29 protein-coding genes are annotated in these 26,996 nt (G+C 64.7%); 23 read left to right on the top strand and 6 right to left on the bottom strand.

Going from position 1 to position 26,996, the window contains the following annotated elements; genetic code table 11:
* Nucleotides 1–22: 22 nt before the first annotated feature.
* The 5 genes from E3T31_RS07355 (at nt 23) to E3T31_RS07335 (ending at nt 5,755) form a co-directional block, all read left to right on the top strand.
* Nucleotides 23–1,369, top strand: coding sequence for a sugar ABC transporter substrate-binding protein (locus E3T31_RS07355; protein WP_134468164.1), 1,347 nt, complete (start codon nt 23–25; stop codon nt 1,367–1,369).
* Nucleotides 1,370–1,443: 74 nt separating this feature from the next.
* Nucleotides 1,444–2,394 carry a carbohydrate ABC transporter permease gene (locus E3T31_RS07350; RefSeq protein WP_134468163.1) on the top strand — a complete coding sequence of 317 codons (951 nt, stop codon included), beginning with the start codon at nt 1,444–1,446 and terminating at the stop codon, nt 2,392–2,394.
* Nucleotides 2,394–3,206: a carbohydrate ABC transporter permease gene (locus E3T31_RS07345; protein WP_134443440.1), complete on the top strand. Its 813-nt coding sequence runs from the start codon at nt 2,394–2,396 to the stop codon at nt 3,204–3,206. Before E3T31_RS07350 ends, E3T31_RS07345 begins: the two co-directional genes overlap by 1 nt.
* Nucleotides 3,207–4,700, top strand: a complete 1,494-nt coding sequence (locus tag E3T31_RS07340) for a mannitol dehydrogenase family protein (RefSeq protein WP_134468162.1) — start codon at nt 3,207–3,209, stop codon at nt 4,698–4,700.
* A gap of 47 nt (nt 4,701–4,747) precedes the next feature.
* Nucleotides 4,748–5,755, top strand: a complete 1,008-nt coding sequence (locus E3T31_RS07335; RefSeq protein ID WP_370304388.1) for an NAD(P)-dependent alcohol dehydrogenase — start codon at nt 4,748–4,750, stop codon at nt 5,753–5,755.
* Between the two features lie 59 nt (nt 5,756–5,814).
* Here E3T31_RS07335 and purB read toward each other — a convergent pair whose 3' ends face one another.
* Both purB and E3T31_RS07325 read right to left on the bottom strand, forming a co-directional pair.
* Complete coding sequence (purB, locus tag E3T31_RS07330) at nt 5,815–7,197, bottom strand: adenylosuccinate lyase (protein ID WP_134468160.1); 1,383 nt, start codon at nt 7,195–7,197, stop codon at nt 5,815–5,817.
* Nucleotides 7,194–7,721 carry a low molecular weight protein-tyrosine-phosphatase gene (locus E3T31_RS07325; protein WP_134468159.1) on the bottom strand — a complete coding sequence of 176 codons (528 nt, stop codon included), beginning with the start codon at nt 7,719–7,721 and terminating at the stop codon, nt 7,194–7,196. The genes purB and E3T31_RS07325 overlap by 4 nt, the downstream gene beginning before the upstream one ends.
* 126 nt (nt 7,722–7,847) lie before the next feature.
* On the opposite strand from E3T31_RS07325, the gene E3T31_RS07320 reads away from it, so the two are divergent.
* Nucleotides 7,848–8,129, top strand: coding sequence for a hypothetical protein (locus tag E3T31_RS07320; RefSeq protein ID WP_134468158.1), 282 nt, complete (start codon nt 7,848–7,850; stop codon nt 8,127–8,129).
* Nucleotides 8,126–9,586: an alpha/beta hydrolase gene (locus E3T31_RS07315; protein ID WP_134468157.1), complete on the top strand. Its 1,461-nt coding sequence runs from the start codon at nt 8,126–8,128 to the stop codon at nt 9,584–9,586. Before E3T31_RS07320 ends, E3T31_RS07315 begins: the two co-directional genes overlap by 4 nt.
* A 9-nt stretch (nt 9,587–9,595) precedes the next feature.
* Here the strand turns inward: E3T31_RS07315 and E3T31_RS07310 are convergent, their stop codons facing one another.
* Nucleotides 9,596–9,988: a phage holin family protein gene (locus tag E3T31_RS07310; protein WP_134468156.1), complete on the bottom strand. Its 393-nt coding sequence runs from the start codon at nt 9,986–9,988 to the stop codon at nt 9,596–9,598.
* Between the two features lie 113 nt (nt 9,989–10,101).
* On the opposite strand from E3T31_RS07310, the gene E3T31_RS07305 reads away from it, so the two are divergent.
* The 15 genes from E3T31_RS07305 to E3T31_RS07235 all read left to right on the top strand — a co-directional run bounded on the left by E3T31_RS07305 (nt 10,102) and on the right by E3T31_RS07235 (nt 23,271).
* Complete coding sequence (locus tag E3T31_RS07305) at nt 10,102–11,208, top strand: histidinol-phosphate transaminase (protein ID WP_134468155.1); 1,107 nt, start codon at nt 10,102–10,104, stop codon at nt 11,206–11,208.
* 37 nt (nt 11,209–11,245) lie between these two features.
* Nucleotides 11,246–12,397 carry a thiamine pyrophosphate-dependent dehydrogenase E1 component subunit alpha gene (locus E3T31_RS07300; RefSeq protein WP_134468292.1) on the top strand — a complete coding sequence of 384 codons (1,152 nt, stop codon included), beginning with the start codon at nt 11,246–11,248 and terminating at the stop codon, nt 12,395–12,397.
* Nucleotides 12,397–13,401 (top strand): alpha-ketoacid dehydrogenase subunit beta, encoded by a 1,005-nt coding sequence (locus tag E3T31_RS07295; protein WP_134468154.1) that lies wholly within the window; start codon nt 12,397–12,399, stop codon nt 13,399–13,401. The genes E3T31_RS07300 and E3T31_RS07295 overlap by 1 nt, the downstream gene beginning before the upstream one ends.
* Before the next feature lie 32 nt (nt 13,402–13,433).
* Entirely contained in the window at nt 13,434–14,843 is a 1,410-nt protein-coding gene (locus E3T31_RS07290; RefSeq protein ID WP_134468153.1) for a dihydrolipoamide acetyltransferase family protein, read from the top strand.
* A gap of 234 nt (nt 14,844–15,077) precedes the next feature.
* Nucleotides 15,078–15,437: a hypothetical protein gene (locus E3T31_RS07285; protein ID WP_134468152.1), complete on the top strand. Its 360-nt coding sequence runs from the start codon at nt 15,078–15,080 to the stop codon at nt 15,435–15,437.
* 59 nt (nt 15,438–15,496) lie between these two features.
* A complete protein-coding gene (locus tag E3T31_RS07280) occupies nt 15,497–16,549 on the top strand; it encodes a metal ABC transporter substrate-binding protein (protein ID WP_134468151.1) in 1,053 nt (350 codons plus the stop codon).
* Between the two features lie 7 nt (nt 16,550–16,556).
* Nucleotides 16,557–17,354: a metal ABC transporter ATP-binding protein gene (locus E3T31_RS07275; protein WP_241977730.1), complete on the top strand. Its 798-nt coding sequence runs from the start codon at nt 16,557–16,559 to the stop codon at nt 17,352–17,354.
* A complete protein-coding gene (locus E3T31_RS07270) occupies nt 17,355–18,254 on the top strand; it encodes a metal ABC transporter permease (RefSeq protein WP_241977728.1) in 900 nt (299 codons plus the stop codon).
* Entirely contained in the window at nt 18,254–19,105 is an 852-nt protein-coding gene (locus E3T31_RS07265; protein WP_134468150.1) for a metal ABC transporter permease, read from the top strand. Before E3T31_RS07270 ends, E3T31_RS07265 begins: the two co-directional genes overlap by 1 nt.
* Nucleotides 19,102–19,521 carry a Fur family transcriptional regulator gene (locus E3T31_RS07260; RefSeq protein WP_134443427.1) on the top strand — a complete coding sequence of 140 codons (420 nt, stop codon included), beginning with the start codon at nt 19,102–19,104 and terminating at the stop codon, nt 19,519–19,521. Before E3T31_RS07265 ends, E3T31_RS07260 begins: the two co-directional genes overlap by 4 nt.
* Nucleotides 19,522–19,765: 244 nt before the next feature.
* Nucleotides 19,766–20,002 (top strand): 50S ribosomal protein L28, encoded by a 237-nt coding sequence (rpmB, locus tag E3T31_RS07255; protein ID WP_035835252.1) that lies wholly within the window; start codon nt 19,766–19,768, stop codon nt 20,000–20,002.
* On the top strand, nt 20,002–20,169 hold the full coding sequence (rpmG, locus tag E3T31_RS07250) for a 50S ribosomal protein L33 (RefSeq protein WP_035880539.1): 168 nt from the start codon (nt 20,002–20,004) through the stop codon (nt 20,167–20,169). The genes rpmB and rpmG overlap by 1 nt, the downstream gene beginning before the upstream one ends.
* 2 nt (nt 20,170–20,171) lie before the next feature.
* On the top strand, nt 20,172–20,477 hold the full coding sequence (gene rpsN / locus E3T31_RS07245; protein WP_092110538.1) for a 30S ribosomal protein S14: 306 nt from the start codon (nt 20,172–20,174) through the stop codon (nt 20,475–20,477).
* A 303-nt stretch (nt 20,478–20,780) separates the two neighbouring features.
* Nucleotides 20,781–21,068, top strand: coding sequence for an HU family DNA-binding protein (locus E3T31_RS07240; protein ID WP_092447981.1), 288 nt, complete (start codon nt 20,781–20,783; stop codon nt 21,066–21,068).
* 211 nt (nt 21,069–21,279) lie between these two features.
* Nucleotides 21,280–23,271, top strand: coding sequence for a cytochrome c oxidase assembly protein (locus E3T31_RS07235; RefSeq protein WP_134468149.1), 1,992 nt, complete (start codon nt 21,280–21,282; stop codon nt 23,269–23,271).
* On the opposite strand, the gene E3T31_RS07230 is transcribed toward E3T31_RS07235, so the two are convergent.
* Nucleotides 23,268–24,335: a hypothetical protein gene (locus tag E3T31_RS07230; protein ID WP_134468148.1), complete on the bottom strand. Its 1,068-nt coding sequence runs from the start codon at nt 24,333–24,335 to the stop codon at nt 23,268–23,270. The genes E3T31_RS07235 and E3T31_RS07230 overlap by 4 nt on opposite strands.
* A gap of 126 nt (nt 24,336–24,461) precedes the next feature.
* Here E3T31_RS07230 and E3T31_RS07225 point away from each other — a divergent pair, with 126 nt between their 5' ends.
* Nucleotides 24,462–25,817 (top strand): ATP-dependent RecD-like DNA helicase, encoded by a 1,356-nt coding sequence (locus E3T31_RS07225; protein ID WP_092447978.1) that lies wholly within the window; start codon nt 24,462–24,464, stop codon nt 25,815–25,817.
* A 38-nt stretch (nt 25,818–25,855) separates the two neighbouring features.
* On the opposite strand, the gene E3T31_RS07220 is transcribed toward E3T31_RS07225, so the two are convergent.
* Both E3T31_RS07220 and E3T31_RS07215 read right to left on the bottom strand, forming a co-directional pair.
* Complete coding sequence (locus E3T31_RS07220) at nt 25,856–26,458, bottom strand: hypothetical protein (protein WP_134468147.1); 603 nt, start codon at nt 26,456–26,458, stop codon at nt 25,856–25,858.
* A gap of 51 nt (nt 26,459–26,509) precedes the next feature.
* Complete coding sequence (locus E3T31_RS07215; RefSeq protein WP_092447976.1) at nt 26,510–26,920, bottom strand: DUF4383 domain-containing protein; 411 nt, start codon at nt 26,918–26,920, stop codon at nt 26,510–26,512.
* Between the last annotated feature and the right edge of the window lie 76 nt (nt 26,921–26,996).

Below are 26,996 nucleotides of genomic sequence, written 5' to 3'. Positions count from 1 at the left end.
CAACGACGACAAAGGAGTTCCAATGCTTGGAAAGAAACGTGCGATCACGCTGGGGGCGGGGCTCATCGTGACCGCCTTCGCGCTCACGGGCTGTACCGGTGCCGGCGGGGGCGGAGCGGCGTCGGGAGACGTCACCCTCACCCTCGCCACGGTGAACAACCCGCAGATGAAGGACATGGAACAGCTCAAGGGAACGTTCGAAGAGGACAACCCCGGCATCAACATCAACTTCGTGCAGATGGAAGAGGGCGACTTGCGGGCCGCCGTCACCGCCGACGTGGCCTCCGGGGCCGGCCAGTACGACATTGTCACGGTCGGGGCCTACGAGGTACCGCAGTGGGGCGCCCAGGGCTGGCTCACCGACCTCACCTCGGCCCTCGCCGACGACCCGACCTACGACGTGGACGATACCCTTCCCGCCGTGCGCACCGCACTCACTGTCGACGGCAAGCAGTATGCCGTTCCCTTCTACGGTGAATCGTCGATCCTGATGTACAACAAGGAAATGACCGACGCGGCCGGAATCACGATCAGCGACCACCCCACCTGGCAGGAAGTCGCGACGGCAGCCAAAGCGCTCAACACGCCGGACGTTGCGGGCATCTGCCTGCGCGGCAAGCCCGGTTGGGGTGACCTGTTCGCACCGCTGACCACCGTCGTGCAGACCTTCGGTGGCGCGTGGTACGACGAAGACTGGAACGCGCAGGTGAACTCGCCCGAGTTCGTCGAAGGCGTGAACTTCTACGTCGACCTGCTCGCGGCGGCTGGCGAGCCCGACCCCGTGTCGAACAGCTTCACCGAGTGCCTCAACCAGCTCCAGTCCGGCAAGGTCGCCATGTGGTACGACGCATCGGTAGCCGCGTCGATCCTCGAGGACCCCGAGACTTCGGCCGTTGCCGGCAAAATGGCCTACACCCACGCTCCCGTCTACAAGACAGAAGAATCGGGCTGGCTCTGGTCCTGGAACCTCGCCGTTCCCAAGACCACGAAGAACGCCGAAGCCGCCACCACCTTCGTCAAGTGGGCCACGAGCAAGGAGTACCAGCAGCTGGTCGGAACGACCCTCGGCTGGACCCGGGTTCCCCCGGGAGCGCGCACGTCGACCTACTCGATCCCCGAATACGAGGAAGCCGCTGCCGCCTTCGCCCCGATCACGCTCGACGTCATGAATGCGGTCAATCCGGAGCAGCCAGGACTCAACCCGCAGCCGTGGGTCGGAATCCAGTACGTGACGATTCCAGAGTTCCAGGACGTGGGAAACCAGGTCGCCCAGCTGGTGGCTGATGCCATCGCCGGACGGACCACCGTGGAGGAGGCCCTGGATAAGGGCCAGGTCATCGCCCAGACCGCGGGCGACAAGCAGAAGTAGCACGGCACCAGGTACGTGCTGTCGGGGGTCGGTCGAACGGCCCCCGACAGCACCTCAACGATGAGGAAGAAGCAATGACAACCCTGACGACAGCCCCGCCTCCGGCGCCGGCGCCGCCCTCGGCAAAAAGATCGCACGCCGCCGCACAATCCCTCCGTAAGAAGGCTCGAGCGTCACGGGCACTCGTGTTGCCGGCACTCTTCTTTTCGATCGTGCTGACCCAAATTCCGTTTCTGGTCACGATCTACTTCTCGTTCCTGAACTGGAATCAACTTCGTCCGGCCGAGATCGCGTTCGCCGGCTTTCAGAACTACGCGGTCGTCTTCACCGGCCCCGACTTCTTCCCTTCACTGATGGCAACCGTCGTCATCACGGGCTCGTCCGTGGTGCTGTCGCTCGTTTTCGGTTTGTTCTTTGCCGTGTTGCTCGACCGCAAGTTCATGGGCCAGGGCCTCGCCCGCACCCTCATGATCACGCCGTTCCTGGTGATGCCGGCCGCCGCGGCGCTCATCTGGAAGTGGTCGATGCTCGACGTCAACGTCGGCATGGTCAACGTTGGACTCAACTTCATCGGTCTGCCCTCGATCGCCTGGAACACCGACTTTCCGGCGCTCACCATCATCATGATGCTGACCTGGCAGTACACGCCGTTCATGATGCTCATCCTGCTCGCCGGGCTGCAGAGCCAGAGCCGGGAAGTGCTCGAGGCCGCGTCCGTCGACGGTGCCGGCCCGTTCCGCACCTTCCAGTGGATGACGCTGCCGCACCTGCGCCAGTACATTGAAATCGCGACCCTGCTCGGGTCGATCATGTTGCTGCAGGCCTTCGACCCGATCGCGATCATGACCAAAGGAACGGGCGGCACCAAGACCCTCTCCTATCTGCTCTATGAGCGGGCCTTTATCGGACTCGACGTCGGGCAGGCCGCCGCCTTCGGGGTCGTCACGGTCATCGTCACGATCGCCGTCGCCACCATCGCTCTCCGCACCCTTTTCAAAGTATTCATGAACGGAAGTGAACGCTGATGCGCACGCTCAAGGGCACCCTGATCACGACAATGACGTGGGTTCTGGTGCTGATGTTCTTCTTTCCGATCGCCTGGATGGTCTTCACCAGTTTCAAGACCGAGGGCGCAGCGGCCTCTATCCCGCCGACCCTCTTCACCGCGTTGAGTTTCGACCAGTACCAGCTCGTCTTCGACCGCGGCATGGGAACCTACCTGCTCAACTCCCTCACCGCGAGCATCTCGTCGACGGCGATCGTGCTGCTCCTCGCCATCCCCGCGGCCTATGGGCTCAGCATCCGCCCGATCAAGCGCGTGCAGGACGTGTTGTTTTTCTTCATCTCCACGCGCTTCCTGCCGGCTGCGGCGTCGATCCTGCCGGTGTTCTTCATTCTCAAGGCCCTCGGCGCCCTCGACAACATCACCGCCATCGGCCTGCTCTACGCGGCGATGAACCTTCCGATCGCTGTGTGGATGATGCGGTCGTTCTTCAACGAGGTTCCGCGCGAGATCGTTGAAGCCGCCCAGATCGACGGGGCAAACCTGCGCACCGAACTGATCCGGGTGGTGTTGCCGATTCTGCTGCCCGGAATCGCGGCCGTCGCGCTGATCTGCTTCATCTTCGCCTGGAATGAGTACTTTCTCGCCACGCTGCTCACGACCTCGATCGCTCGCACGACGCCGCCGTTTCTGGCGAGCTTTGTCGACGGTCGTGGCCAGTTCCTTGCGGTGCTCTCCGCCGCGTCAACGATCGCCGTGCTTCCGGTCATCATCGCCGGCTGGGTTGCCCAAAAGCAGCTCGTACGCGGACTCGCCATGGGAGCGGTGAAGTAGATGGCGCAGCCCACACTGTGCACGGCGACACTCGGCAACCTCAAGTCCGGTGTCGCCCGGCCCAGCTACGACCGCTCGACCCTCACTGCGGGAATCATGCACTTCGGTGTCGGCGGCTTTCACCGCGCCCACCAGGCCGTCGCCCTCGATGAGCTCATGAACGCCGGCCTCGCCCAGGACTGGGCGATTTGCGGGGTCGGACTGCTCGAGGGCGACCGCAGAATGAAGGAAGTGCTCGACCAGCAGGACTGCCTCTACACGGTCACCCTCAAACACCCGGACGGCCACCGCGAGTCATCGATCATCGGCAGCATGATCGAGTACCTGTTCGCGCCCGACGATCCGGAGGCCGTGCTCGAGAAAATGGCTAGCCCTGCTATCCGTATCGTGTCGCTCACGATCACGGAGGGCGGCTACAACTTCGACCGGGTGACCGGCGAATTCGACCAGACCCACCCCGGAGTCATCGCGGACCTGGTCGACGGAGCCGTGCCGACGACCGTCTTCGGCTATGTCACCGAGGCCCTCCGTCGCCGACGCGAACGCGGGCTCGAGCCATTCACGGTGCAGTCCTGTGACAATATTCAGGGCAATGGCGACATGGCGAAACGCATGTTCTCGGCCTTCGCGGTGCAGAAGGACGCCGAGTTCGGCGAGTGGATGCTGCACAACGTGCACTTTCCCAACGCGATGGTCGACCGCATCACCCCCGTCACCTCGGCCGACGACATCATCGAAGCTGCTGCCCTCACCGGGCTGCACGACGGCTGGCCCGTGGTCTGCGAACCGTTCTTTCAGTGGGTCGTCGAAGACGACTTCGGTCTCGGTCGTCCGCCGCTCGAGCAGGCTGGTGTGCAGCTGGTCGAGGACGTCACGCCCTACGAGTACATGAAGCTGCGGCTGCTCAACGCCAGCCATCAGGCCCTGTGCTACTTCGGCTATCTCAGCGGCCACCGCTATGCCCACGAGGCCATGGCCGATGACGCCCTCCGCAGATTCGTCCAACGCTACATGGACCGAGAGGGCACACCCACGCTCAAACCGGTGCCCGGAATCGACCTCGACGACTACAAGGCCACGCTAATCGCGCGGTTCTCCAACCCCGAGGTGCGCGACACTCTCGCCCGGCTCTGCGCCGAGTCATCCGACCGAATCCCCAAATGGCTCGTGCCGGTCATTCACGATCAGCTCGCCAGCGGTGGCGAGATCGAGTGCTCGGCCGCTATCGTCGCCAGTTGGGCGCGGTATGCCGAAGGCATCGACGAACAGGGCGAGCCGATCACGGTCGTCGACCCCCTGAGCGCCGAGCTTGTGGCCATCGCGCAGACTCAGCGGGGCGACCGGCTCGCCTTCGTGCGCAATAAGAAACTGTTCGGAAATCTCGCCGACAACGAGCGATTCGCCGCCGCCTACCTGGCGGCGTTGGATTCGCTCCTTGAGAAGGGCGCGCACGCTACCGTCATGTCGTACCTGTCCATCGAGGACCGTTCATGACGGATGCCTCAGCCACGACACTCCTACCGAAAGAACCCCCAGTGACCATGATGAAAGCCTCCTTGCTGCGCGCTGCCGGAGAGGTCACCGTCGACACGGTCCCCGTTCCCGACCTCGAACACGACCAAGTTCTTGTGCAGGTTGCCGCGGTCGGTGTTTGCGGGAGCGATGTGCATTACTACCAGCACGGCCGAATTGGGCCGTATGTGGTCGAGCATCCGCTTATTCTCGGTCATGAGTTGTCCGGACGCATCACCGCGGTCGGCTCGGGGGTCGACCCCGCTCGCATCGGGCAGCGTGTGGCCGTCGAACCGCAGCGGCCGTGCCGCATCTGCGAGCAATGCAAGGCCGGTCGTTACAACCTCTGTCCCGACATCGAGTTTTTTGCGACGCCGCCGATCGACGGGGCGTTCTGCGAGTACGTGGCGATTCAAACGGACTTTGCTTATGCAATTCCGGACAGTATCTCCGACGAGGCCGCCGCGCTGATCGAACCACTCTCGGTCGGGATCTGGGCCTGCAAACGCGCCGACATCAGCCCGGGAAGCTCGGTGCTCATAGCTGGCGCCGGCCCGATCGGCGTGATCCTGGCGCAGACTGCACGCGCGTTCGGTGCCACAAAAATTTACATCACGGATATCGCGGATGACCGTCGCGCATTCGCCCTCGAGCACGGGGCCACCGTCGCCCTCGACCCCAGGGTCGACTCGGTCGAAGGCCTGGAAGTGGATGCGTTCATCGACGCCTCCGGAGTTGCGGCGGCGGTGCAGGCCGGAATTCTGGCGGTGCGACCGGGTGGCCGGGCCATCCTCGTCGGGATGGGCAACGACACCGTCGAATTGCCCGTCTCCTGGATTCAGAACCGGGAGATCTGGCTGAGCGGCGTCTTTCGCTACACCAACACCTGGCCGCTCGGCATTCAGCTGGTCGAGAGCGGCGCCGTCGACCTCGATGTGCTGGTCACGAGCACCTTTGCGCTTGCCGACGCTGAGCAGGCCCTCAATGCCGGTCGCCAGCCCGGCCAGATGAAGGTCATCGTCTACCCCGGCCGGTGATGAAACGGCGCACGTCCGGAGCAATCCGCAACGTGCGCCGTTTAACCGATCAGGACCTCCTAGCGCAGAAAGTCGATCAGGGAGTCGGCGAGGCCGACATAGCCGGCCGGGGTGAGGTGGAGCAGGCGAGTCTTCGCGGCCGGGCCGATATCGAGGGCTGAGACAAAGGTGGCCAGATCGGCGCTGGTGATGCGCTTGCCGCGGGTCAGCTCCTTGAGCAGGGCGTAGGGATCTTCGATCGAGGATCGTCCGGCCGAGACCTCGGCGCGAATCACGGTCTGGATCGCTTCACCGAGAATCTCCCAGTTGGAGTCGAGGTCGCGCTCGAGCAGGGCGCGGTCGATGTCGATCTCGCCGAGGCCGCGCAGAATGTTGTCGAGGGCGAGCAGCGAGTGCCCGAAACCGACGCCGATGTTGCGCTGGGTGGTGGAATCGGTGAGGTCGCGCTGCAGCCGGCTGGTCACCAGCGTCGCGGCGAGCGAGTCGAGAATGGCGCAGGACAATTCGAGGTTGGCCTCTGCGTTCTCGAACCGGATCGGGTTGATCTTGTGCGGCATGGTGGAGGATCCGGTGGCTCCGGCCTGCGGAATCTGGCGGAAGTAGCCGATCGAGATGTAGGTCCAGATGTCCGTGGCCAGGTTGTGCAGGATGCGATTGGCGTGGGAGGCGCGGGAGTACAGCTCGGCCTGCCAGTCGTGCGACTCGATCTGAGTGGTGAGCGGGTTCCAGCCGAGGCCGAGGCCCTCGACGAACTCGCGGGAAACGGCGGGCCAGTCCACCGACGGCTCGGCGGCGACGTGGGCGGCGAAGGTGCCGGTGGCGCCGCTGAACTTGCCGAGGTAGTCGCCGGCGTCGATCTGGGCCACGATGCGCTCGAGTCGATAGACGAACACGGCGAGTTCCTTGCCCATGGTGGTCGGCGTCGCGGGCTGCCCGTGGGTGCGGGCCAGCATTGCATCCGCTCGAAATTCGAGAGCACGGCTGCGCAGCGCGTCGATGACCAGGTGAAGCTTGGGCAGCCAGACTGTCTGCACCGCGTCACGCACGGTGAGGGCGTAGGAGAGGTTGTTGATGTCCTCGCTGGTCGCCGCGAAGTGGGTGAGCTCGCTGATGTGGGCGAGGCCGAGCGTGCCGAGGCGGCGACGGACGAGGTATTCGACAGCCTTCACGTCGTGCCGGGTGGTTGCCTCGAGCTCGGCCAGCTCATCGATCTCGGCCTGCCCGAAATTCGTCACCAGGGCGCGCAGGGCGAGCTTCTGCTCGGCGGTCAGCGGGGCCGAGCCGAACAGGCTGCGGTCGGTGAGGGTGATCAGCCACTCGACCTCCACGCGCACCCGGGCGCGGTTGAGGCCGGCCTCGGACAGGTACTCGCCCAGATCGGAAACGGCGGATCGGTAGCGGCCGTCAAGCGGGCTTAGAACCTGTACGGGTAGGTGACTCATTGGACTCCCTGTCGAATTGCGGGTGCAAGTTGTTTCAAAAGTGCGTGGTTGGCACTCTCAATCATGCCCAATACGGAGTCAAACAACGCATCGTCGGAATAGTAGGGGTCTGGCACGTCGCACAGGGAGGCCTGCTCGGCGTCAAAACTCAGCAGCAGGCGCACCTTGGCGCGATCGCGATCAGCCAGCGCCCAGTTCCGCAGGATGCGCTCCTGGCCGCGGTCTAGTACGACGACCAGGTCGTGGTCGGCGAACCAGAGCGGATCGAATTGGCGAGCCCGGTGGTGGCTGCCGTCATAACCCCGCTTGGCCAGCGCGGTAATCGTGCGACCGTCGGCCTGCTCACCCACATGCCAGTCTCCGGTGCCGGCCGAGCTGGTCGCGATCAGTCGCCCCAGGCCGAGCTTCGTGATCAGATCACGCAGCACGACCTCGGCCATGGGCGATCGGCAGATGTTGCCGGTGCAGACGAAAATGATGCGGAATGGCGTCGACTCGTCGGGGGTGAGTGACGCGAAAGACATGTGTCCCATTGTGGAGTAGATTCGGCTCCTGCACATGCCCAGTATCCGGAGTCTGTGCACAGAATCGTCGAGGGGAGGCCCGGTGGCCGGCGATTCTGCGACGATCGGTCCTGTCGGGGAGGTGCTATGGATGATTTGGCTGGACTCATCGCATCGGGGCGCACCGATCAGCTTTCCGTGTTTCGAGCTCAACGGCTGCGGGTGCAGGCCCTCACAGCCGATGTCGTGGATTTACAGGGACGGTTACGCCGGGGGGACGAGAGCGAATTCTGGCAGTCGGCCTCGAAGCGTGCCTACCGCGAGCGGGTCGCAGAGATTGTTCACGACCTGGGCCTGGTCGTGAACTTTCTGGACGAAGCGCAGGACCAGTTAAGGCAGAACATTTGGCAGCTGGAGTCGGAGCAATGAGCGAGTACGACGTTGGCGTGGGTGGAAGCGAACTGACAGTGTCCGTGGGGGGAACCACAATCGTGTCAACGGATGTCGTACTGGCCGAGGCCGAGATGCTGCGGTATGCCCAATCCCAGGCCGAGGACTTTCGCGTCAGGGTGGACAGTATCCGGCAACTCGACTCCGCCGGTGGGGCCATGAAATGGACGCCGGGGGACGCAGGGATACCCCTGCTCTGGGCCAGTGGGACGCTCGGCGAACTGAAGCAGCGCAGCGGCGACCTGGCCGAGTCCCTGGTGGCTGCCGCGGAACGGTACGGCTGGGCTGAGCGCAGCGCCCTGCAACTGGCCGTGCTGGGGAGCGCGAAAGTGGGGCATGATGTCGGGACGATTATCAGGCTGATGCTCCTGCTCGGAGCCACTCCACTGGTCCTGGGAGTAATGGCAACCTCTCTGCCTGCTCTGGGATTGGTCGTCTGGGCGATGGCGGGGCTCGTGAAGCGCGAGACGGGTTACGGGTTTGTTCTCGACCAACGGGTTATCACGGACCCGCAAACGGTCCTGATGGCCAAGCTGCTCGTCTCTTCGCTCGATGACGTCGCTCTGGGCGCACTGGGAGTGCCTCTTGGAGTTGACCTGATTGTCGGAGACACCGGCCTGGGTGTGACGGGCATCTCGAGCACCGCGGTCGCCGTGCTCGCCGTCGCGCGAAGTGGCGGGCTGTTGCGGGAAGGCGCGGTACGGGTGCGGCGGGTCCGTGTTTTGGCAAAATTGAAGCCACCCACCGGGGTGAGTGACGTGGCCGCGCGAATTCCCAAAGCCGCCAAGGGCGGGGCGCAGGTTCGCATCGAGAAATATGGTGACGGCGAGCAAACGTCCTGGGCCGTGTACATCGGTGGGACTGTCGACTGGGATCCGGTCGCCACGAACGAGCCCTTCGACCTCGCCGCGAACGTGTCTGCGATTGCCCAGGAAAACGCGGGGTCCTTTCGGTCGGTGATGGAGGCGATGCAGGCCGCCGGCGTTGAACCCGGTGATCCAGTAGTCGTGGCCGGTCATTCGCAGGGTGGCATCGTCGCCACGCAGGTAGCTGCCTCTGAGGCGTTCAACGTGCAGGCGGTGGCCACTTTTGGGGCACCGGAAACGTGTGTTCCGGTGCCGTTCGGTGTCGCGACGCTCACCGTTGAGCACAGCGATGACGTGGTGACGGCTCTTGGTGGGTCATGCTTGATCGACTCGGAGGATCGTCTCACCGTGCGTCGGGAGGTCTTCGCGACGACCGAACCCCCGGTTGGGGAGGACGTGCCGGCCCACCACCTTGATCGCTACCGCGAGACGGCGCAACTCATCGACGCCTCCCCAGAAGAGAACCTGCAAAATTTTCAGGACACGGTGACCGGCATTGTCGGGAGCGCGGAGGGCGAGGCCGTCTTGTGGCGCGGCATCCGCTTGCCGGCCGGGCCAGCGCCGAAGTGACGGCGCGGCTCAGTTACGGTTGGTGACCGGGCGCACGATCAGACCGAGCAGCCAGGAGATGATTCCGAGTACCAGGGCACCGAGCACGCCCCACCAGAAGCCATCGACAACGAGGCCGAAACCCAGAAACCCGGAGAGCCAGGCGACGAGCAGCAGCAGCAGACCGTTGACGATGAGTGCGAACAGTCCGAGCGTGAGAATGTACAGCGGAAATGCGACGACCCGCACGACGCCGCCGACGACGGTGTTCACGAACCCGAAGATGAGCGCGATGAGCAGGTAGGTAATCACGCTCGCACCCGAGTCGGGTGCGTACGGAATGACGTGCACTCCGGTGACGAGCAGGGCGGTGAGCCACAGGGCCACCGCGTTGACGATCAACTTGATCAGGAATCTGGCCATGTCCCTACTATCTCACCGGGAAGCGCCGTCGGGGCGGCGCCCGGGCCGCGCGGTCGAAAGGCGGGCAATCATTCATTCGCCATTGCGAATATATGCGGGCGTAGACTCCACGAGTGAGCCTCTCCGACCGACCCTCCGTCCGCCTGCGCCCGGAGATCATCGCACTCCCGGCCTATAAGCAGGGCAAACCGGCTGACGCCAGTGACTTCAAGCTCTCCAGCAACGAGAACCCCTTTGACCCGCTACCGGGGGTCGTGGCGGCGGTCGCCGCCGAAACGGCCTTCAACCGCTACCCGGATGCCTCGGCGCTGGCCCTGCGCGAACGCCTCGCCGCGAAATACCGCGTCGATGTCGACCAGGTGCACGTCGGTTCGGGTTCGGTGGCCCTGCTGGCCCAGCTGATTCTCGCTGCCGCCGGCCCGGGCGATGAAGTGCTCTACTCCTGGCGGTCGTTCGAGGCCTACCCCTCGCTCGTCACCGTCGCGGGCGCGACCAGCGGGCGCGTGCCCAACCGCGCCGATCACGGTCATGACCTACCCGAAATGGCCGCCGCGATCGGCGACCAGACCCGGGTCGTCATCGTCTGCTCGCCCAACAACCCCACCGGCACCATCGTCACCAAGGACGAATTCGAGGCCTTCATGGCCGTTGTCCCGACCGATCTGCTGGTCATTCTCGATGAGGCATATATCGAGTTCGTCACCGAAGCGGATGCCGTGACCGGCCCGCCGCTCCTGGCCCGCTACCCGAATCTGGTCGTGCTGCGCACCTTCTCCAAGGCTTACGGCCTGGCCGGACTGCGCATCGGCTATGCCCTCGGGCCGGTAGATATTCTGAACGCCGCCCGCGCGACCGCCATCCCGCTCTCGGTCACCGCGCCAGCAGCCGCGGCAGCGATCGCCTCGCTCGACGCCGAAAAGGAACTGCTTGACCGGGTTCGAACCATTGCTGCGCGTCGCGATGCAACCTGGAAGGCGCTCACCCAGCAGGGCTGGAACATTCCCCAGCCGCAGGGCAACTTTCTTTGGCTGCCCACGGGTGCCGAAACCGCGAGCGTGGCCGAGGCTCTCGGCGAGGCCGGCCTTATCGTGCGCCCCTTCGTGCCGGAGGGCATTCGGGTGTCGATCGGTGAGGAGCAGGCTGTGGCGACACTCCTATTAATGAGCGCGGATCTTGTCGACGCCCTTCCCGCCGGTCACCCGGCACGAAAGATAGGTTAGTACGGTGTCAGCCACCCGAAACGATGCGACTGTGCCCATGACAGCAGCGCCCACGTCAGCAGCCTTCGGCCTCGATGGGGCCGAGACCTGCGTACGCATGATCTCCCCGAACGGCATGTTCGAACCCAATGCCGCCGCCGAGGAATTTCTGCCCTACCTCGATCGCCTCAGTGAGGCGGACCACCGCCGCTTCTACCGTGACATGGTCGTGGTGCGAAAGTTCGATACCGAAGCGGCCAACCTACAGCGCCAGGGCCAGCTTGCCCTCTGGGTTCCGAGCCACGGCCAGGAGGCCGCCCAGGTCGGGTCGGCCTATGCCACAAGGCCCCAGGACCACGTCTTTCCCTCCTACCGCGAGCACGTCGTCGGCATGATCCGCGGCCTCGACGTCGTTGATATTCTGCGGATGCTGCGCGGCGTGACCCTCGGTGGCTGGGTGCCGGAAGAACACGGAAACTTTCACCTCTATACCCTCGTGCTGGCCTCGCAGACGCTGCATTCCACCGGCTATGCCATGGGCATGCAACTCGATGGGTCGACCGCGACCGGCAACCCGGAGACCGACCAGGCCGTCATCGTCTACTACGGCGACGGTGCCTCCTCGCAGGGCGACGCCAACGAGGCGCTGGTCTTCGCGGCCAGCTACCAGACCCCGCAGGTGTTTTTTCTGCAGAACAACCACTGGGCCATCTCGGTACCCGTCGCCCGGCAGTCGCGCACTCCGCTCTACCTGCGCGCCGGTGGTTTCGGCATGCCCGGCACCCAGATCGACGGCAACGATGTGCTCGCGAGCTTCGCCGTCACCGCGAAGTCGATGGATGACGCCCGCGCCGGCCACGGCCCGGCACTGATCGAGGCACTCACCTACCGGGTCGGCGCGCACACCACCGCCGACGACCCCACCAAGTACCGTGATCCGGACGAACTTGCCTACTGGGTGGCCCGCGACCCGATCGTGCGCTTTCGCAGCTATCTGCAGGGCCGGGGGATCGAGCAGGAGTTCCTCGACGCCGTCGATGAAGAAGCGGCCGACTTCGCTGCCGACACCCGCAAGCGGGCGCTGGAGATCACCGGCCCGGAGCAATCGGTGATCTTTGACAACGTGTACGCCGAACCGCATCCGCTCGTGGCCGAGCAGAAGACCTGGCTGGAACGCTACGAAGCGTCTTTCGACGAGGGGAAGAACTGATGACCGCTGTCATTGACACGAGTGTAGCATCCGCTTCACTGCCGATGACGAAGGCCCTGAACGCCGGCCTGCGCCGGGCGATGCTGGACGATCCCAAGGTGCTGCTGATGGGCGAGGACATCGGCCCGCTCGGCGGCGTCTTTCGGGTCACCGAGGGGCTGATCGCTGAATTCGGCGACAAGCGCGTACTCGATACCCCGCTCGCCGAGTCCGGAATCATCGGCACGGCCATCGGCCTGGCCATGCGCGGGTTTCGTCCGGTCTGTGAGATCCAGTTCGACGGATTCGTCTTCCCCGGGTTCGACCAGATCACCAGCCAGCTGGCGCGTATGCGCAACCGCCACGAGGGCGGCCTGATCATGCCCGTCGTGATTCGCATTCCCTACGGCGGACACATCGGCTCGATCGAGCACCACCAGGAAAGCCCGGAGGCGTACTTCGCGCACACCCCCGGCCTGCGCGTGGTGAGCCCGTCGAACCCGCACGATGCCTACTGGATGATGCAGGAAGCTATCGCGAGTGACGATCCGGTCATTTTCTTCGAGCCGAAGAGCCGCTACTGGCCCAAGGGCGACGTGCGGTTCGAGCAGAGCGGAACGCCGCTGCACGCCAGCCGCGTGGTGCGCGCCGGGACCGACGTGACCGTCGTCGGCCACGGCGCCATGGTGAGCGTGCTGCTGCAGGCCGCCGAATTGGCCGCCACCGAGGGCATCAGCCTGGAGGTGATCGACCTGCGCTCGATCTCCCCGATCGATTACGGACCGATTCTGAACTCCGTGCAGAAGACCGGTCACCTCGTGGTCACCCAGGAGGCCCCCGGCTTTGTCAGTGTCGGCAGCGAGATCGCCGCCACGGTCGCCGAGCGGGCGTTCTATACGCTCGAAGCGCCCGTGCTGCGCGTCTCCGGCTTCGACACCCCCTTCCCGCCGGCGGCGGTCGAGACGCACTTTCTGCCGAGTCCCGACCGGGTGCTCGAAGCCGTGGACCGCGCTCTCGCTTACTAATTGGTACTTATGAACTTCAAGAAAGGCGCCTTATGAGCGTGTCGAAATTCACCCTCCCCGATGTCGGCGAAGGCCTGACTGAGGCCGAAATCGTGGAATGGAAGGTCGCCCCCGGCGATACCGTGACGATCAACCAGGTGCTGGTCGAGATCGAAACGGCCAAATCCCTGGTCGAGCTGCCGTCTCCGTTCGTGGGAGTCGTCGGTGAGATTTTGGTCGCGGCGGGCACGACGGTCGACGTGGGTACGTTGATCATCACGATACATTCCGGTAGCGGGCCGAACGCCGACGCGAGTGCAGACCTGCCGGCGGCCGGTTTGGCAGCGGATGCCGGTGCATCCGCTGCGCAGACGGCCGACACTGACAGCGCCGACACGACCACGCTCACAACGGACACCAGCAGCAGCATCAGCGATGAGGCGCCCGAACCGCTTCTCGTCGGCCGCGGCGCTGCCGCGACGATGCCCACCCGGCGGCGTCGGCACAGCGGCTCGAGTGTCGCCCACGAGACGCTGGCGCCCGAACCCGCGGTGCGCCCGCGGGCCGAGCCGCTGGAACCGACCCGGCGCGCGGCATCCGTCGGCCCGGTCATGGCCAAGCCGCCGATTCGTAAGCTCGCCAAAGACCTCGGCGTCGACCTCGCCCTCGTCGAAGCGACCGGCCCGGTGGGTGACGTGACCCGGGAAGACGTGCTGCGCGGGGCGACCCAGGCCAGTGTGTTCCGCAACATCCAGACGCCGGAATGGCCGGTCGATCGCGACGAGCACATTCCGGTGAAGGGCGTTCGCAAGGCCATCGCCCAGGCCATGGTGAAGAGCGCTTTCACCGCACCGCATGTGAGCCTGTTCGTCGACGTGGATGCCACCCGCACGATGGAATTCGTCAAGCGGCTCAAGGCCTCGACCGACTTCGCCGGCATTCGCGTCTCGCCGTTGCTGATCATGGCCAAGGCCATGATCTGGGCGGTGCGCCGCAATCCAACGGTGAACTCCACCTTCACCGATGAGGAAATCATCGTGCGGCACTACGTCAACCTCGGCATTGCCGCGGCGACCCCGCGCGGGCTGATCGTGCCCAACATTAAGGAAGCGCAGGACATGAGCCTGCTCGAGCTCGCTGCGGCGCTCGAGAAGCTCACCATGACCGCGCGCGACGGCAAGACCAGCCCGGCCGAGATGAGCAACGGCACGATCACGATAACCAATATCGGCGTGTTCGGTATGGACACCGGCACCCCCATTCTCAACTCCCCGGAGGCCGGAATCGTGGCCCTCGGCACGATCAAGCAGAAGCCGTGGGTCGTCGACGGCGAGGTACGGGTGCGGTACGTGACCACGATCGGTGCGAGCTTCGACCACCGGGTCGTCGATGGCGACGTCGCGAGCCGTTTTCTCGCCGACGTCGCGAGCATCATGGAGGAACCGGCCCTGCTGCTCGAGTAGGACGGCGCGTCGTTCACAACGGCGGAAAGACCCACGGTCAGCGTCGAATGTGGCCCATTCCTTCGACCTGACCGCAGTTGTGACGCCCCGATCGTGGTAGACCTCAGGATGAACGGTCGAGGAGGGCGAGTTGGCGGCGGTCGATGTACGCGTGCGGCGGTTGGCATCCCCCCTGGCCTTTGCGTCGCTGACGGCCCGAACCGTCGTGCCCCTGGACGAGATCAGCGCCACTTCGTGCAGATCGGTTCGGTCGATGTGGCGGAGATCAATGCCGTCGTCAGCTGGCTCGCTGCGCTGACCAGTGAGGAGGCCCTGCCCCAGAAACTCCTCGTCCTGCACCAGTTTCGCTCCAGCATGATCGGCAACCGTACGCTGCTCGACGTGACGCATCCGGAGATCGGACTGCTCATTCACGTGGACGGTCTCGGCGGCCAGCCCGACAAACAGGCCACCTGGTCGGCACTGCACGTGGATGCCCCGGCCGGTGTCGCCTGGGGGTGGAAGAACTTCTACGACGAAGACACCCCCAGGCTCAGCCCGGAGCAAACCCTGTTGCAGGTCGTGCCGGTGCCCGACCTCGTCAGCTACCAGTAGTACGCTCCGGCACGGTTAATGGTTTTGACAATCATTATCAACAGGGCTAATCTCGAAGCATGCACAAGAGATATTTCGCCGTTCCCGCACTCCTCGCGTCCGCAGCACTCGCCCTTTCGGGGTGCTCGGCCGGCACGACCGCCAGCGCCGACAGCGCGGACGCTGGACTCAAGGTCGTCGCCACGACCACCCAGGTCGCCGACTTCACCCGCAACGTGATCGGTGACGCCAGCGGTGTCGACCTCACGCAGCTGATCCAGCCCAACCAGAGCGCCCATAGCTATGACCCCTCCGCGGCCGACCTGACTGCGCTCGGCGCCGCCGACGTGCTCGTCATCAATGGTGTCGGACTCGAGGAGTGGCTCGACGACGCCATCGCCGCGTCGGGCTTCGACGGTGTCACCATCGACGCCGACGAGGGCATCACCATCTCCGAGGTTGGGGCCAGCGAAGATCACTCCGACGAAGTCGCGGCGGAGGATGACCACGCTGACGAAGAAGCGGATGCCCACGCCAGCGAGGCCGAAGACGCCCACGACGGTGGAGACCCACACATCTGGACCGACGTGCACAACGCCGAGACCATCGTGCGGACGATCACCGACGGCCTCGTGGCTGCCGACAGTGAGAACGCCGCGGACTTTGAGGTCAACGCCGCAGCGTATTCCGCCCAGCTCAGTGCGCTCGACGACTGGATCCGCACCAACGTGGAGACCGTGCCGGAAAGCGACCGCCTGCTCGTGAGCAACCATGACGCCCTCGGCTACTTCACCGCTGCCTACCACATCGATTACGTCGGATCGGTGATTCCGAGCTTCGACGACAACGCCGAGCCGAGCGCCGCCGAGATCGATTCACTGGTCGCGGCGATCACGGCCACCGGTGTGACGGCCGTGTTCTCCGAGGCGTCGCTCAGCCCGAAAACCGCCGAGACGATCGCCACCGAAGCCGGCGTCACCGTCTACTCCGGTGACGACGCCCTCTACGTCGACTCGCTCGGCCCCGACGGTAGCGCCGGCGACACCTACATCAAGGCGCAGCTGCACAATTCAACGCTGATGCTCGAATCGTGGGGCGTCACACCCTCTGCTTTGCCCGCCGAGCTGCAATAGTTAACACGTGATCGAGAACACTTCTCAAGAAACACCAACATCGAGCGCTGCCGCCGCTCTTCGAGTGGCGGCAGCGTCGTTTGCCTACGGCGCAGAGCCTGCGCTCACCGGCATTGATTTCACCGTGTTGCCGGGTCAGGCCGTTGCCCTGATCGGCCCGAACGGCTCGGGCAAGTCCACCCTGCTCAAGGGCATTCTCGGACTCATCACCCGCACGGACGGCACGGTCGAGGTGCTCGGCCAGTGGCCAGCCCCCGCCGGCTACATCGGCTACGTACCCCAGACCGACCAGCTCGACCCGCACTTTCCGGTCTCGCTCGAGCAAGTCGTCATGATGGGCCGCTACCGCTCGCTCGGCTGGTGGCGCATGCCGGCCAAGGCTGATCGGCAGGCTGTCGCCGAGGCGCTGGAGACCGTCGGACTCAGCAATCGAGCCAAGACTCGGTTCGGGGAGCTGTCGGGCGGGCAGCAGCAGCGCGGTCTGCTGGCGCGAGCCGTCGCATCCGCCCCGCGTTTGCTTCTGCTCGATGAGCCCTTCAATGGACTCGACCAGGTGAACCGCGATGCCCTCATCGAAACGGTAAAGCGGCTCAAGCTGCAGGGGGTCGCCGTGCTGGTATCCACCCACGACCTCGACCTGGCCCGCGCCGTGTGCGAAAGCGTGCTGCTGCTCAACGGCGCCCAGGTGGCGTTCGGGCCGCGCGATACGGTGCTGACCCTCGCTAACGTGCAGCAGGCGTTCGGCTCGGTCGGCGTCGAAATGGACGAGCACACCATCGTGGTTCCCGGCCACGGGGGTCACTGAGTGGATGCCGTCACGCCGGTGATGAATACCGTGCTGATCACCGCGTTCGATCTGCCTTTCATGGCTCGGGCGTTGCTCGTGCTCGTGGTGCTGAGCCTCGTGGCCGGCCTCGTCGGCGTACTCGTCAACTTGCGCGGACTCGAATTCATCAGCGACGGACTCACCCACGCCGTCTTCCCCGGGGTGGCGATCGGATTCGTCTGGGGTGGTCGTGACGGACTCTTTGTCGGAGCACTGGTGGCGGCCCTCATCGCCGCAGTCGTGCTCACGGTGATCGTCAGACGGGCAGTCACCTCGGATGCTGCGATCGCGATCGTTTTTACGGCCATGTTCAGCGTCGGAATCATTGTGGTTTCACGGGAAACAAATTACGTCGGCCAGCTCGACGCGCTGCTGTTCGGGCGGCTGTTGACCGTCAGTGCGGCCGAGGTCAATCAGACCGTCGTGGTCTGCCTGATTGCGCTGATTATCGTGGGGTTCACCCTCAAGGAGCAGGTCTTTCGCGCCTTTGACCTCGAGGGCACCGCTGCGGCCGGATACCGCCCGCTCGTCCTCGACATTCTGCTCAACGTCGCCATCGCCCTGGTCGTGGTGGCCGCCAGTAGCGCGGTCGGCAACCTGCTCGTGCTTGCCGTGCTGATCGTGCCGGGCGCGGTCGCTCGTCTGGTGACCCGTCGCCTCTGGCTGCTCTTTCTGGTCGCCGCCAGTTTCGCGATTCTGGCCGCCTGGCTGGGTCTCGCGCTCGGCTACGAAGCCTCGGTGAACCGCGGTGTCGACCTGCCGAGCGGCGCCACCGTCGTGCTCGTGCTCGTCGGCGGCTACGTGCTGGCCCTGGTCGCTCGGCTCGGGATTGACCGGATCGGCGGCCCTCGTCGCACTGCGGGCGCGGTGCTGCGCTGATGGGCTACTTCGAGCAGGCGCTCCTCGCCGCGCTGCTGATCGGCGCGCTCAGTGGCCTCGTCGGGACCCTCGTGGTACTGCGCCAGCGCACCTTCTTCGCCCAGGCCCTCACCCACGCGACCTTTCCGGGAGCGGTCGGCGCCGCGATCCTGGGCGTGAGCATCCCGCTCGGCGCCGCAGTGGCTAGCGTACTCATTGTGGGGATCATGACCATGATCGGACGCGTCAAGCGACAGGGAAATCAGGTCGCATCGGGCATTCTGCTCACCGCCGGATTCGCGCTCGGTGTTCTGCTGCAGGGACTCAACCCCTCGTTGCCGGTCAAGGTCGACTCCTATCTGGTCGGCTCGATTCTCACGGTGACCACCAGAGATGTGACCCTCGTAACCATCGTGCTGGCATTCGCAGTGCTGACCATCGTGTTTCTGGGGAAACAGATCATCTTCTCGACCTTCGACGTGAACGGTTTTCGCGCAGCGGGCTATCGAGAATGGGCGATCGAACTGCTGACCCTCGTGCTCATAACGGCCACGGTCGTGACCGCGATGCCGGCCATCGGGGCAATCCTCGCCATCGCCCTGATCGCCGCCCCCGCCGCCGCGGCCCGCCTGGTGTCGCGCACGACCTCACAGATGTTCCTGATCGCTCCCGTGCTCGGTGCAGCGTCCGGAGTGGTCGGCGTGCTGCTCTCCCGCTCGCTCGATGTGGCCGCTGGCCCCAGCATCGCCCTCACCGCGGCGGCGTTCTTTCTGCTCGCCCTGGTCGCTCGGCGATTGGTCGGTGCCGCGCGGGTGCCCCAAGAAGCGGATGCGCGCCAGCCCGCGCGAACATCGCTACGGTTGAAGTCATGAAGCGAAACACCTGGCAGCGTGAGGCCGTTCGAGGCGCCCTCGATGCCAACGACGGCTTCGTCAGCGCCCAGGCGCTGCACTCCGCCCTGCACGCGACCGGATCCCCAATCGGCCTCGCCACGGTCTACCGCGCCCTCGCCGACCTCGCGGTCAAGGGTGACGCCGACTCCCTGCAGTCGCCGGAGGGCGAGAGCCTGTATCGCGCGTGCAGCACCAATGATCATCACCACCACCTGATCTGCCGCAATTGCGGGCTCACGGTCGAGATCGAAGCGGATGCCGTGGAAACCTGGGCGAAAGACGTCGCCGCCAAGAATGGTTTCACCGCCGCCGCCCACGTCGTGGATGTTTTCGGTCTCTGCGCCGCCTGCACTGCAACGGCGACGAGTCAAGCAGCAGCCGCAGCATCCGCTTAACAAGTTGTGCGAGAGCGGGTGAACGGTTGCTTCGTGCTCGCTGAAGTAACCGTTCACCCGCTCTCGCGGCCAGGAGAGTTTGCGGGAGGCGCGCGGATCTAGTAGCGTTGAGAGCTGCTACGCCTGTGTGCGTACATTGCGGGCGATTCTCCCCCGGCCTTGAGTTAGCTCCGGGCCGATGTGGTTCTGCCCGTCGACAAGGGATCTTGGGAAGAGCATTCGCTCTTCGGTAATGGAGGAAACCATGGCATCTGTATGCCAGGTGACCGGAGCTGTTCCCGGCTTCGGACACAACATTTCGCACTCGCACCGACGCACCAAGCGTCGTTTCGACCCGAACGTTCAGAAGAAGACGTACTACGTGCCGTCGCTTCGTCGCAAGGTCACGTTGACCTTGTCCGCAAAGGGCATCAAGGTTATTGATGCTCGTGGTATCGAGAGCGTCGTCAAGGACGTTCTCGCTCGTGGGGTGAAGATCTAATGGCTAAGGCTCATGACGTACGTCCGATCATCAAGCTTCGTTCCACGGCTGGAACCGGTTACACCTATGTGACCAAGAAGAACCGCCGTAACGACCCCGACCGTCTGGTACTCAAGAAGTACGACCCGGTCATCCGTAAGCACGTTGACTTCCGTGAGGAGCGCTAAACATGGCGAAGAAGAGCATGATTGCCAAGAACAACCAGCGCAAGGTCATCGTCGAGCGTTACGCCGTCAAGCGCCTTGAGCTCAAGAAGGCCCTGGTTGACCCTGCCGGCACCGACGAGTCGCGTGAAGCTGCTCGCAAGGGCCTGCAGAAGCTGCCGCGCAACGCGAGCCCGGTGCGCCTGCGCAACCGTGACGCCGTTGACGGTCGTCCCCGTGGCCACCTCTCCAAGTTCGGCATCTCGCGCGTTCGTTTTCGCGACATGGCGCACCGTGGCGAGCTGCCCGGCATCACCAAGTCCAGCTGGTAACTCCTGCGCTGGTAAGTGCAGTTGGTAGCCGGTTTCGCCGGCTTCTGAACCATCAAAACGGGATGTCGACTTCGGTCGACATCCCGTTTTGTTGTTCACGACCTTTCGCGGAGAGCGAAATCGGGTGTCTGAGCGGGTGAAACTGCCCTGAAATGGTCGAAAATCGCCGTAAATCCGGGGATTTTGGCGGATCAATGCTAGATTTCAACTCGGTCGAACCGACCAGCGGGGCTTCTCTCTCGAGGAGCATCCGTATTACGAATATCGCTGTTTATACAGACGAAGGTCCGAGGAGGACACTCAATGGCTGACAAGTCGCTGAACAAGACCGAGCTCGTTGCCAAGGTTGCCGCTGACTCCGGACAGAGCCAGGCCGCCGTTGACGGCGTTCTGAATGCATTCTTTGCAACCCTGGCCGAGACCGTTGCCGCTGACGGCAAGGTCACCATCCCGGGATGGTTGGGCGTCGAGCGCACCGCAACCGCTGCTCGCACCGGCCGCAACCCGCAGACCGGCGCCGAAATCGCCATCGCTGCCGGCCACCGCGTCAAGCTGACCGCCGGAAGCAAGCTCAAGGCTGCCGCGAAGTAGCTTTCAGTACTGAAAGGGGGCGTCGACCACGGTCGGCGCCCCCTTTGGCGTCCCCGGGCATCCGATGTCGATCGAGGGCCGCGTCGAGACGTGAATTTCTCGTCGAAAAAGGCCGGCAAACGGGCCAAAACTCACGGCTCGGCGCGCGCCGGCACCGGGCACCGGCCTCAGGCGAGACGGATGCCCAGGGCTGGGCGAATAAGCTGGGCGGGTGCCCCGTCTCGTCCGCGTTCTCGGACCGGCAGCCCTGCTGCTGGTCGCTGTGTTGTCCACCCTTGTTGCCCTCGCCTATGGCGGCGGAGCTTCGGCCCAACTGCTGGCCGACCCCGGGCCGGTGGTGCGTTGGGGACTTCCCCTCGCCAAGGTCATTGTCAACATCAGCGCGGCCGGAACGATCGGTGCCCTCGTGCTGACGCTTTTCGCCCTCAGCCCCAGGGAACGCGAGTTCGGCACCGCCCTCGACTTCGCCGCAGCCTCGGCCGCACTGTTCGCCGTCGCATCCGCTGTCACCGGCTTTCTGACCTTTCTCCAGGTCACCAATGTTCCCTTCGGCTTCAGTGATCAGTTCAGCGCCACGGTCGGTCAGTTCTTCAGCCAGATCGACCTCGGCCAGGCCTGGCTCGCGACCACGCTGATCGCCGCCGGCGTCACCGTGCTCTGCTTCGCCGTGCGCAATCAGACCGCTCTGATCTTCGTCACCGTGCTGGCGCTGCTCTCGCTGCTGCCCATGGCCCAGCAGGGCCACTCGGCGGGCGCTGCCGGCCACAACGCTGCGATCACCGCCCTCGGCCTGCACCTTGTCTTCGCGGCGATCTGGCTCGGCGGCCTGCTGACCATCATCGTGCTGCGTACCCAGCTCGACGGCGAACGCATCCGCTCGGTGATTGCACGCTATTCCTCCCTCGCCCTGGTCTCCTTCGTCGTGGTGGCCGCCTCCGGCTATGTCAGCGCCGAACTGCGCATCGGCAGCTGGGACAACCTGTTCAGCCCGTACGGCTTGCTTGTGCTCGTGAAGGTCGCTGCCCTCGTCGCCCTCGGCGGCTTCGGCATTCTGCAACGCCGGTTCTTCATCAAGCGGATGCAGCGGACCGACTCGACGCACGGCCGCTGGTTCTGGTGGCTCGTGGTGACCGAACTCGGCTTCATGGGGCTCGCCTCGGGCGTAGCCGCCGCCCTCGCTCGCACGGCGACACCGGTCGACCAGGTTGTCGCCACCGAGATTCCGCAGTCGACACCGGCCCAGATTCTCACCGGCGAACTCCTGCCGCCGGAGCTGACCTTCTCCCGCTATTTCACCGAGTGGGGCTTCGACCTCGCCTGGATTCTGTTCTGCGCCTTCGGCATCTTCTTCTACCTGGCCGGCGTCTGGCGGCTGCACCGCCGCGGCGACTCCTGGCCGATCTATCGCAGCGTGCTCTGGATTCTGGGCATCCTCACCCTGTTCTACATCACCAACGGTGGGGTGAACGTGTACGAGAAGTACCTGTTCTCCACCCACATGCTCATGCACATGTTGCTGACCATGCTCGTGCCCCTGATGCTCGTTCCGGGAGCCCCGGTGACGCTGGCAGCTCGCGCCATCGCCAAGCGCCACGACGGCAGCCTTGGGGCGCGCGAATGGATTCTCACCGCCGTGCACTCGCGCTTCGCCGGCGTCGTCGCCAACCCGATCGTCGCTGCCCTACTCTTCGGCGTCTCACTCTGGGTGTTCTACTACACGTCCATTTTCAGCTGGGCGACGACCGACCACATCGGCCACCAATGGATGATCGTGCACTTCCTGATCACCGGCTACCTGTTCGTGCAGTCCCTGATCGGCATCGACCCGGTGCCGTACCGCCTGCCGTATGCCTTCCGACTGCTGCTGCTGCTGGTGACGATGGCTTTCCACGCCTTCTTCGGCCTCGCCCTGATGAGCGGTACCGGGCTGCTCCTGGCCGACTGGTACGGCGCGATGGGCCGCACCTGGGGTCTCTCCGCCATCGCCGACCAGCAGATGGGCGGTGGCGTCGCCTGGGGCATCGGCGAGCTGCCGACCTTTGTGCTGGCCGTTGTCGTGGCGATTCAGTGGAGCCGCGACGACACCAAGGTCACGAGAAGGCTGGATCGCAAGGCCGATCGCAACGAAGACGCCGAGCTGATCGCCTACAATACCAACCTGGCCCGGATCACCGAGCGCGACGCGCAAAGTCCGCGCGGCTAGTGCAGCTGGATGGCCAGGGCGCCGCTGGGCTGCACGATGACGCTGAGCCCCATGGTGAACGGCACGTCTTCGTCGCGGGTGCTGATGTCGCCGTCGAACAGGGATTGCACCTCGACCACGATGTGGGCCTGTCCGGCCGTCGCCACCATCTCGAAGGACCGCTCGCCGGCGGTGAGTTCAACCGCGGGGTAACCGGTGATCGACCAGGCCGGGGCGCCCTCGATGCGGTCATCGATCGTGATACCCCACGGACAGCTGGTCGGTTGCAGCACGGTCTGGGTGGCACACTCGTCGAGGAACTTGTTCAGTTCTGACTGCACCTGCGCAATCATCTTTTCGTTAGGCAGGGCGTCGATCTCGACCGCGGTGGCCCCGGATGCCGTCACGCGCACGCTCGTCTTCTCCGCGGTCAGCATGGCTGAGGAGTGTTCAATGGTGTAGCGGTTCGGGGCGAAGGCGAGGTACGCGGCGCCGGAAGAGAAGGTGGCTGGCGCATCCGCTGCCGCGTGGGCGCGGGTATCGAGCGTGAGGCCGTTGACCGTGAAGGTGCGTTCGTGCAGCACCGACACCTGCAGCACAGCGAGCGGGCTGACGGCAAACGTCCAGGCGTTGAAGACGCCAGCGAAGGTTCCGGCCCGCTCGACCGTGAACGCCATGCTCGACGCTGTGCCGTTCAAATCAAAGTCGAAGACGACCCGGTGCGTGTCATCGCCGGCCGCATCGCTGGGCGTGTCACTCTTCAACTCGATATCGCTCAGACCGCTCAAAACGGATGCCCGCAGCAGCGTCTCCGGCAACTCGACGGTCAGTTCCGCCGCGGTCAGTTCCGCAGCCGAAGGCATGACCCCACCGAGCGCGAGGGCTCCGACGGTATCGCCGCGGGCGAGGGCGTCGAGGTACTGTTCCACGAATCCGCCGGCGCTATACACCGTGCGATTGAGGGCGGTGATGGTTCCCACGAGACCGGCCGCGAGGAGGGCAGCGACCACCACGAGGGCGAGGACGGCCCGGAGCATTCTGCCGCGGCGCCCGCTCGCCCGCTGGTTTTCGGCCGGGGTGGTCACATAAATATTGTACGGGGGGCGGGTCGGACATGCGGCCAGTGCCCGATCCAGTGCTCGCTGTGGGTCCACGGGACGTTACAGTGGTATGTCCCCCGCGCAGCATGAGCCTGCCAGAGAAAGTGTGCCGTGTCCGAGATTCCGCTCAGCCGTGAACAGGCGCTGGTCTTCGCGGCAATCGAGGGAACCAAGCAGAACGTGTTCGTCACCGGTCGGGCCGGAACGGGTAAATCGACGCTGCTGAACCATCTCTCCTGGAACACCAGCAAGCAGATCGTGATTGCGGCACCGACCGGTGTCGCTGCGCTCAACGTGGGTGGCCAGACTATTCACTCGCTCTTTCGCCTGCCGATCGGAGTCATCGCCGACAGCCCGATCGACCAGAACGACCAGGTGCGCAAGCTCCTCAATACCATCGACACCCTCGTGATCGACGAAGTCTCGATGGTCAACGCCGACCTGATGGACGCGATCGACCGCAGTTTGCGTCAGGCCCGCCAACGCCCGTTCGAGGTGTTCGGCGGGGTGCAGATCGTGCTGTTCGGCGACCCGTACCAGCTGGCCCCGGTGCCCGGCGGCCCCGACGAGCGCGCCTATTTCGCCGACCACTATCGGTCGATGTGGTTCTTCGACGCCAAGGTCTGGCGGGATGCCGAGCTGCGCATCTTCGAGCTCACCGAGATTCACCGCCAGCGTGACAACGATTTCAAGCTCATGCTCAATGCCGTGCGCCACGGTCAGGTCACCGCCGAGATCGGTGGTGCGCTCAACGGTGCGGGGATGCGAACCCCGCCGAGTGAGGGCGTGATCACCCTCGCGACGCGCAATGATGCGGTAAACCGCATCAACGCATCCGCTTTGAAGAAGCTGTCGGGCAAATCGCTCACCGCGAAGGCCGATATCACCGGGGATTTCGGCGGAAAGCAGTTTCCGGCCGACGAGGTGCTCGAGCTCAAGGTGGGAGCACAGGTGATGTTTTTGCGCAACGACTCCCCGCTCGATGGCGGGCCGCGCTGGGTGAACGGCAGTATCGGCACGGTCACCAAGGTCACCTCGACGGTGTTCGTCGACATCGACGGTGACGTGCACGAGGTTGAGCCGACGGTGTGGGAGAAGTACAAGTACACCTACAACGCCGCGACCAAGAAGCTGAGCCGGGATGTCGTGGCGGAATTCACGCAATTTCCGCTGCGGCTGGCCTGGGCGGTCACCATTCACAAGTCGCAGGGTGCGACCTACGAGCGGGCGATTGTCGACCTGGGAGCACGGGTGTTCAGCCCCGGTCAGACGTACGTTGCGCTGAGCCGGCTTACCAGCCTCAATGGCCTGTACCTGACCAGGCCACTGCGACCGAGCGACATAATCGTCGACGAGAACGTCAAACGGTTCATGAACATCGAGGTGGTGCCGCCTGTGGCTAACCTGGCGGGGCTTGACACGTCGGGCCAGGAGCCAACCGACCCTGAAACCGGGCTGCCCGCCTGACCCGTGGTGTCGTGCGCTGGTGAGCTCTGCGAGGGACTCTAGTGTGCTCCGTGGCCGCCGGAGTCGGGGATGGTCGGTTCGGTCACTCCGTGTGAACCGTGTGAACCGTGGGGCACGGCATGGGAGCCGACCTCCGTGGCGGCGAGGGCCGGGGTGGTGAGCGCCGAGAGCAGAAAGCCTCCGACGACGAGGCCGGTAAGAAAACGCCAGCCGCTGGGTGTGGCAGCGCCTGCTGCGGAAGCACGTCGCGTTTCAATGCTGGGGGTCGCGGGCGTAGGGGGCCCGGTCGGTGAGTGGCGCAGTGCGATGGCTACCGTGGCGGCCAGGAATACGTTGAAGAGTGAAGCGACGGACATCGGGTAGAGCGGCAGGCCGGTTTGGCCACTGGTCACCCCGAGGCCACTGCCGAGCACGGCGGTGGTACCCCAGATGAAGACCGGGATAAGCGCCGCGCCCACGATGATCCGGGGCACCAGCACCCGGCCAGCAGCGAGGGTGGCGATTCCCCAGCCGAGTTCGGCAATGCCGAACCCGACCAGCAGAACCGACAGGGGCAATGGAGCGGTCACACCCACGGCCAGATGGATCAGGGCGGCGCCGAAAGCGGCGAAGCCGAGCCAGGTGCGAACGACCGGGGACATGATGCTCCTATTGACTTGGTGCGCGAAGGGATGGAGTGAAGCGGTGCGGCGTTAGGCGTTGGCTTTGCTGTGAACCGTTTTGTCTGCGGTGAGGCCGACACCGAGAAGCACGATCGCGCTGGCGAGGTGCAGGAAGTGGTCGGCGGTGTTGAGCGCCAGGATGTTCAGCGAGGTGCTCGCGATGAAGAATCCGACGATTCCGAGGAGCAGGTACACGGCACCGATCGTGCTGTTGGTGGCCTTGGCTGCCATGGCGTTGGAGAGTCCGGCGATGAGCAGGGCCGCTCCGATCAAGAGGTGCGCGATGTTGTGCAGCGGGTTGACCTCGAAGATGCCGAGAAGCAATCCGCCCTCGGTGGCGATGAAGCCGACACTGCCGGTGACGGCGAAGCCGAGTAATCCGACGAGAAGATAGACCGCGCCGAAGACGGTGGCGATCAGGCGATTGGGTGATGTGCGCATTTCAGGTGCCTCCTAGGTGATTCACGGCTAACCCGTGGTTGCTATTTATTCGGAGCTCCATCCGCTTCGGATTGGT

The organism is Cryobacterium sp. TMS1-13-1, from assembly GCF_004403125.1.
Classification (GTDB): Bacteria; Actinomycetota; Actinomycetes; order Actinomycetales; family Microbacteriaceae; genus Cryobacterium; species Cryobacterium levicorallinum.
This window is presented reverse-complemented; position numbering and strand designations above follow the sequence as displayed.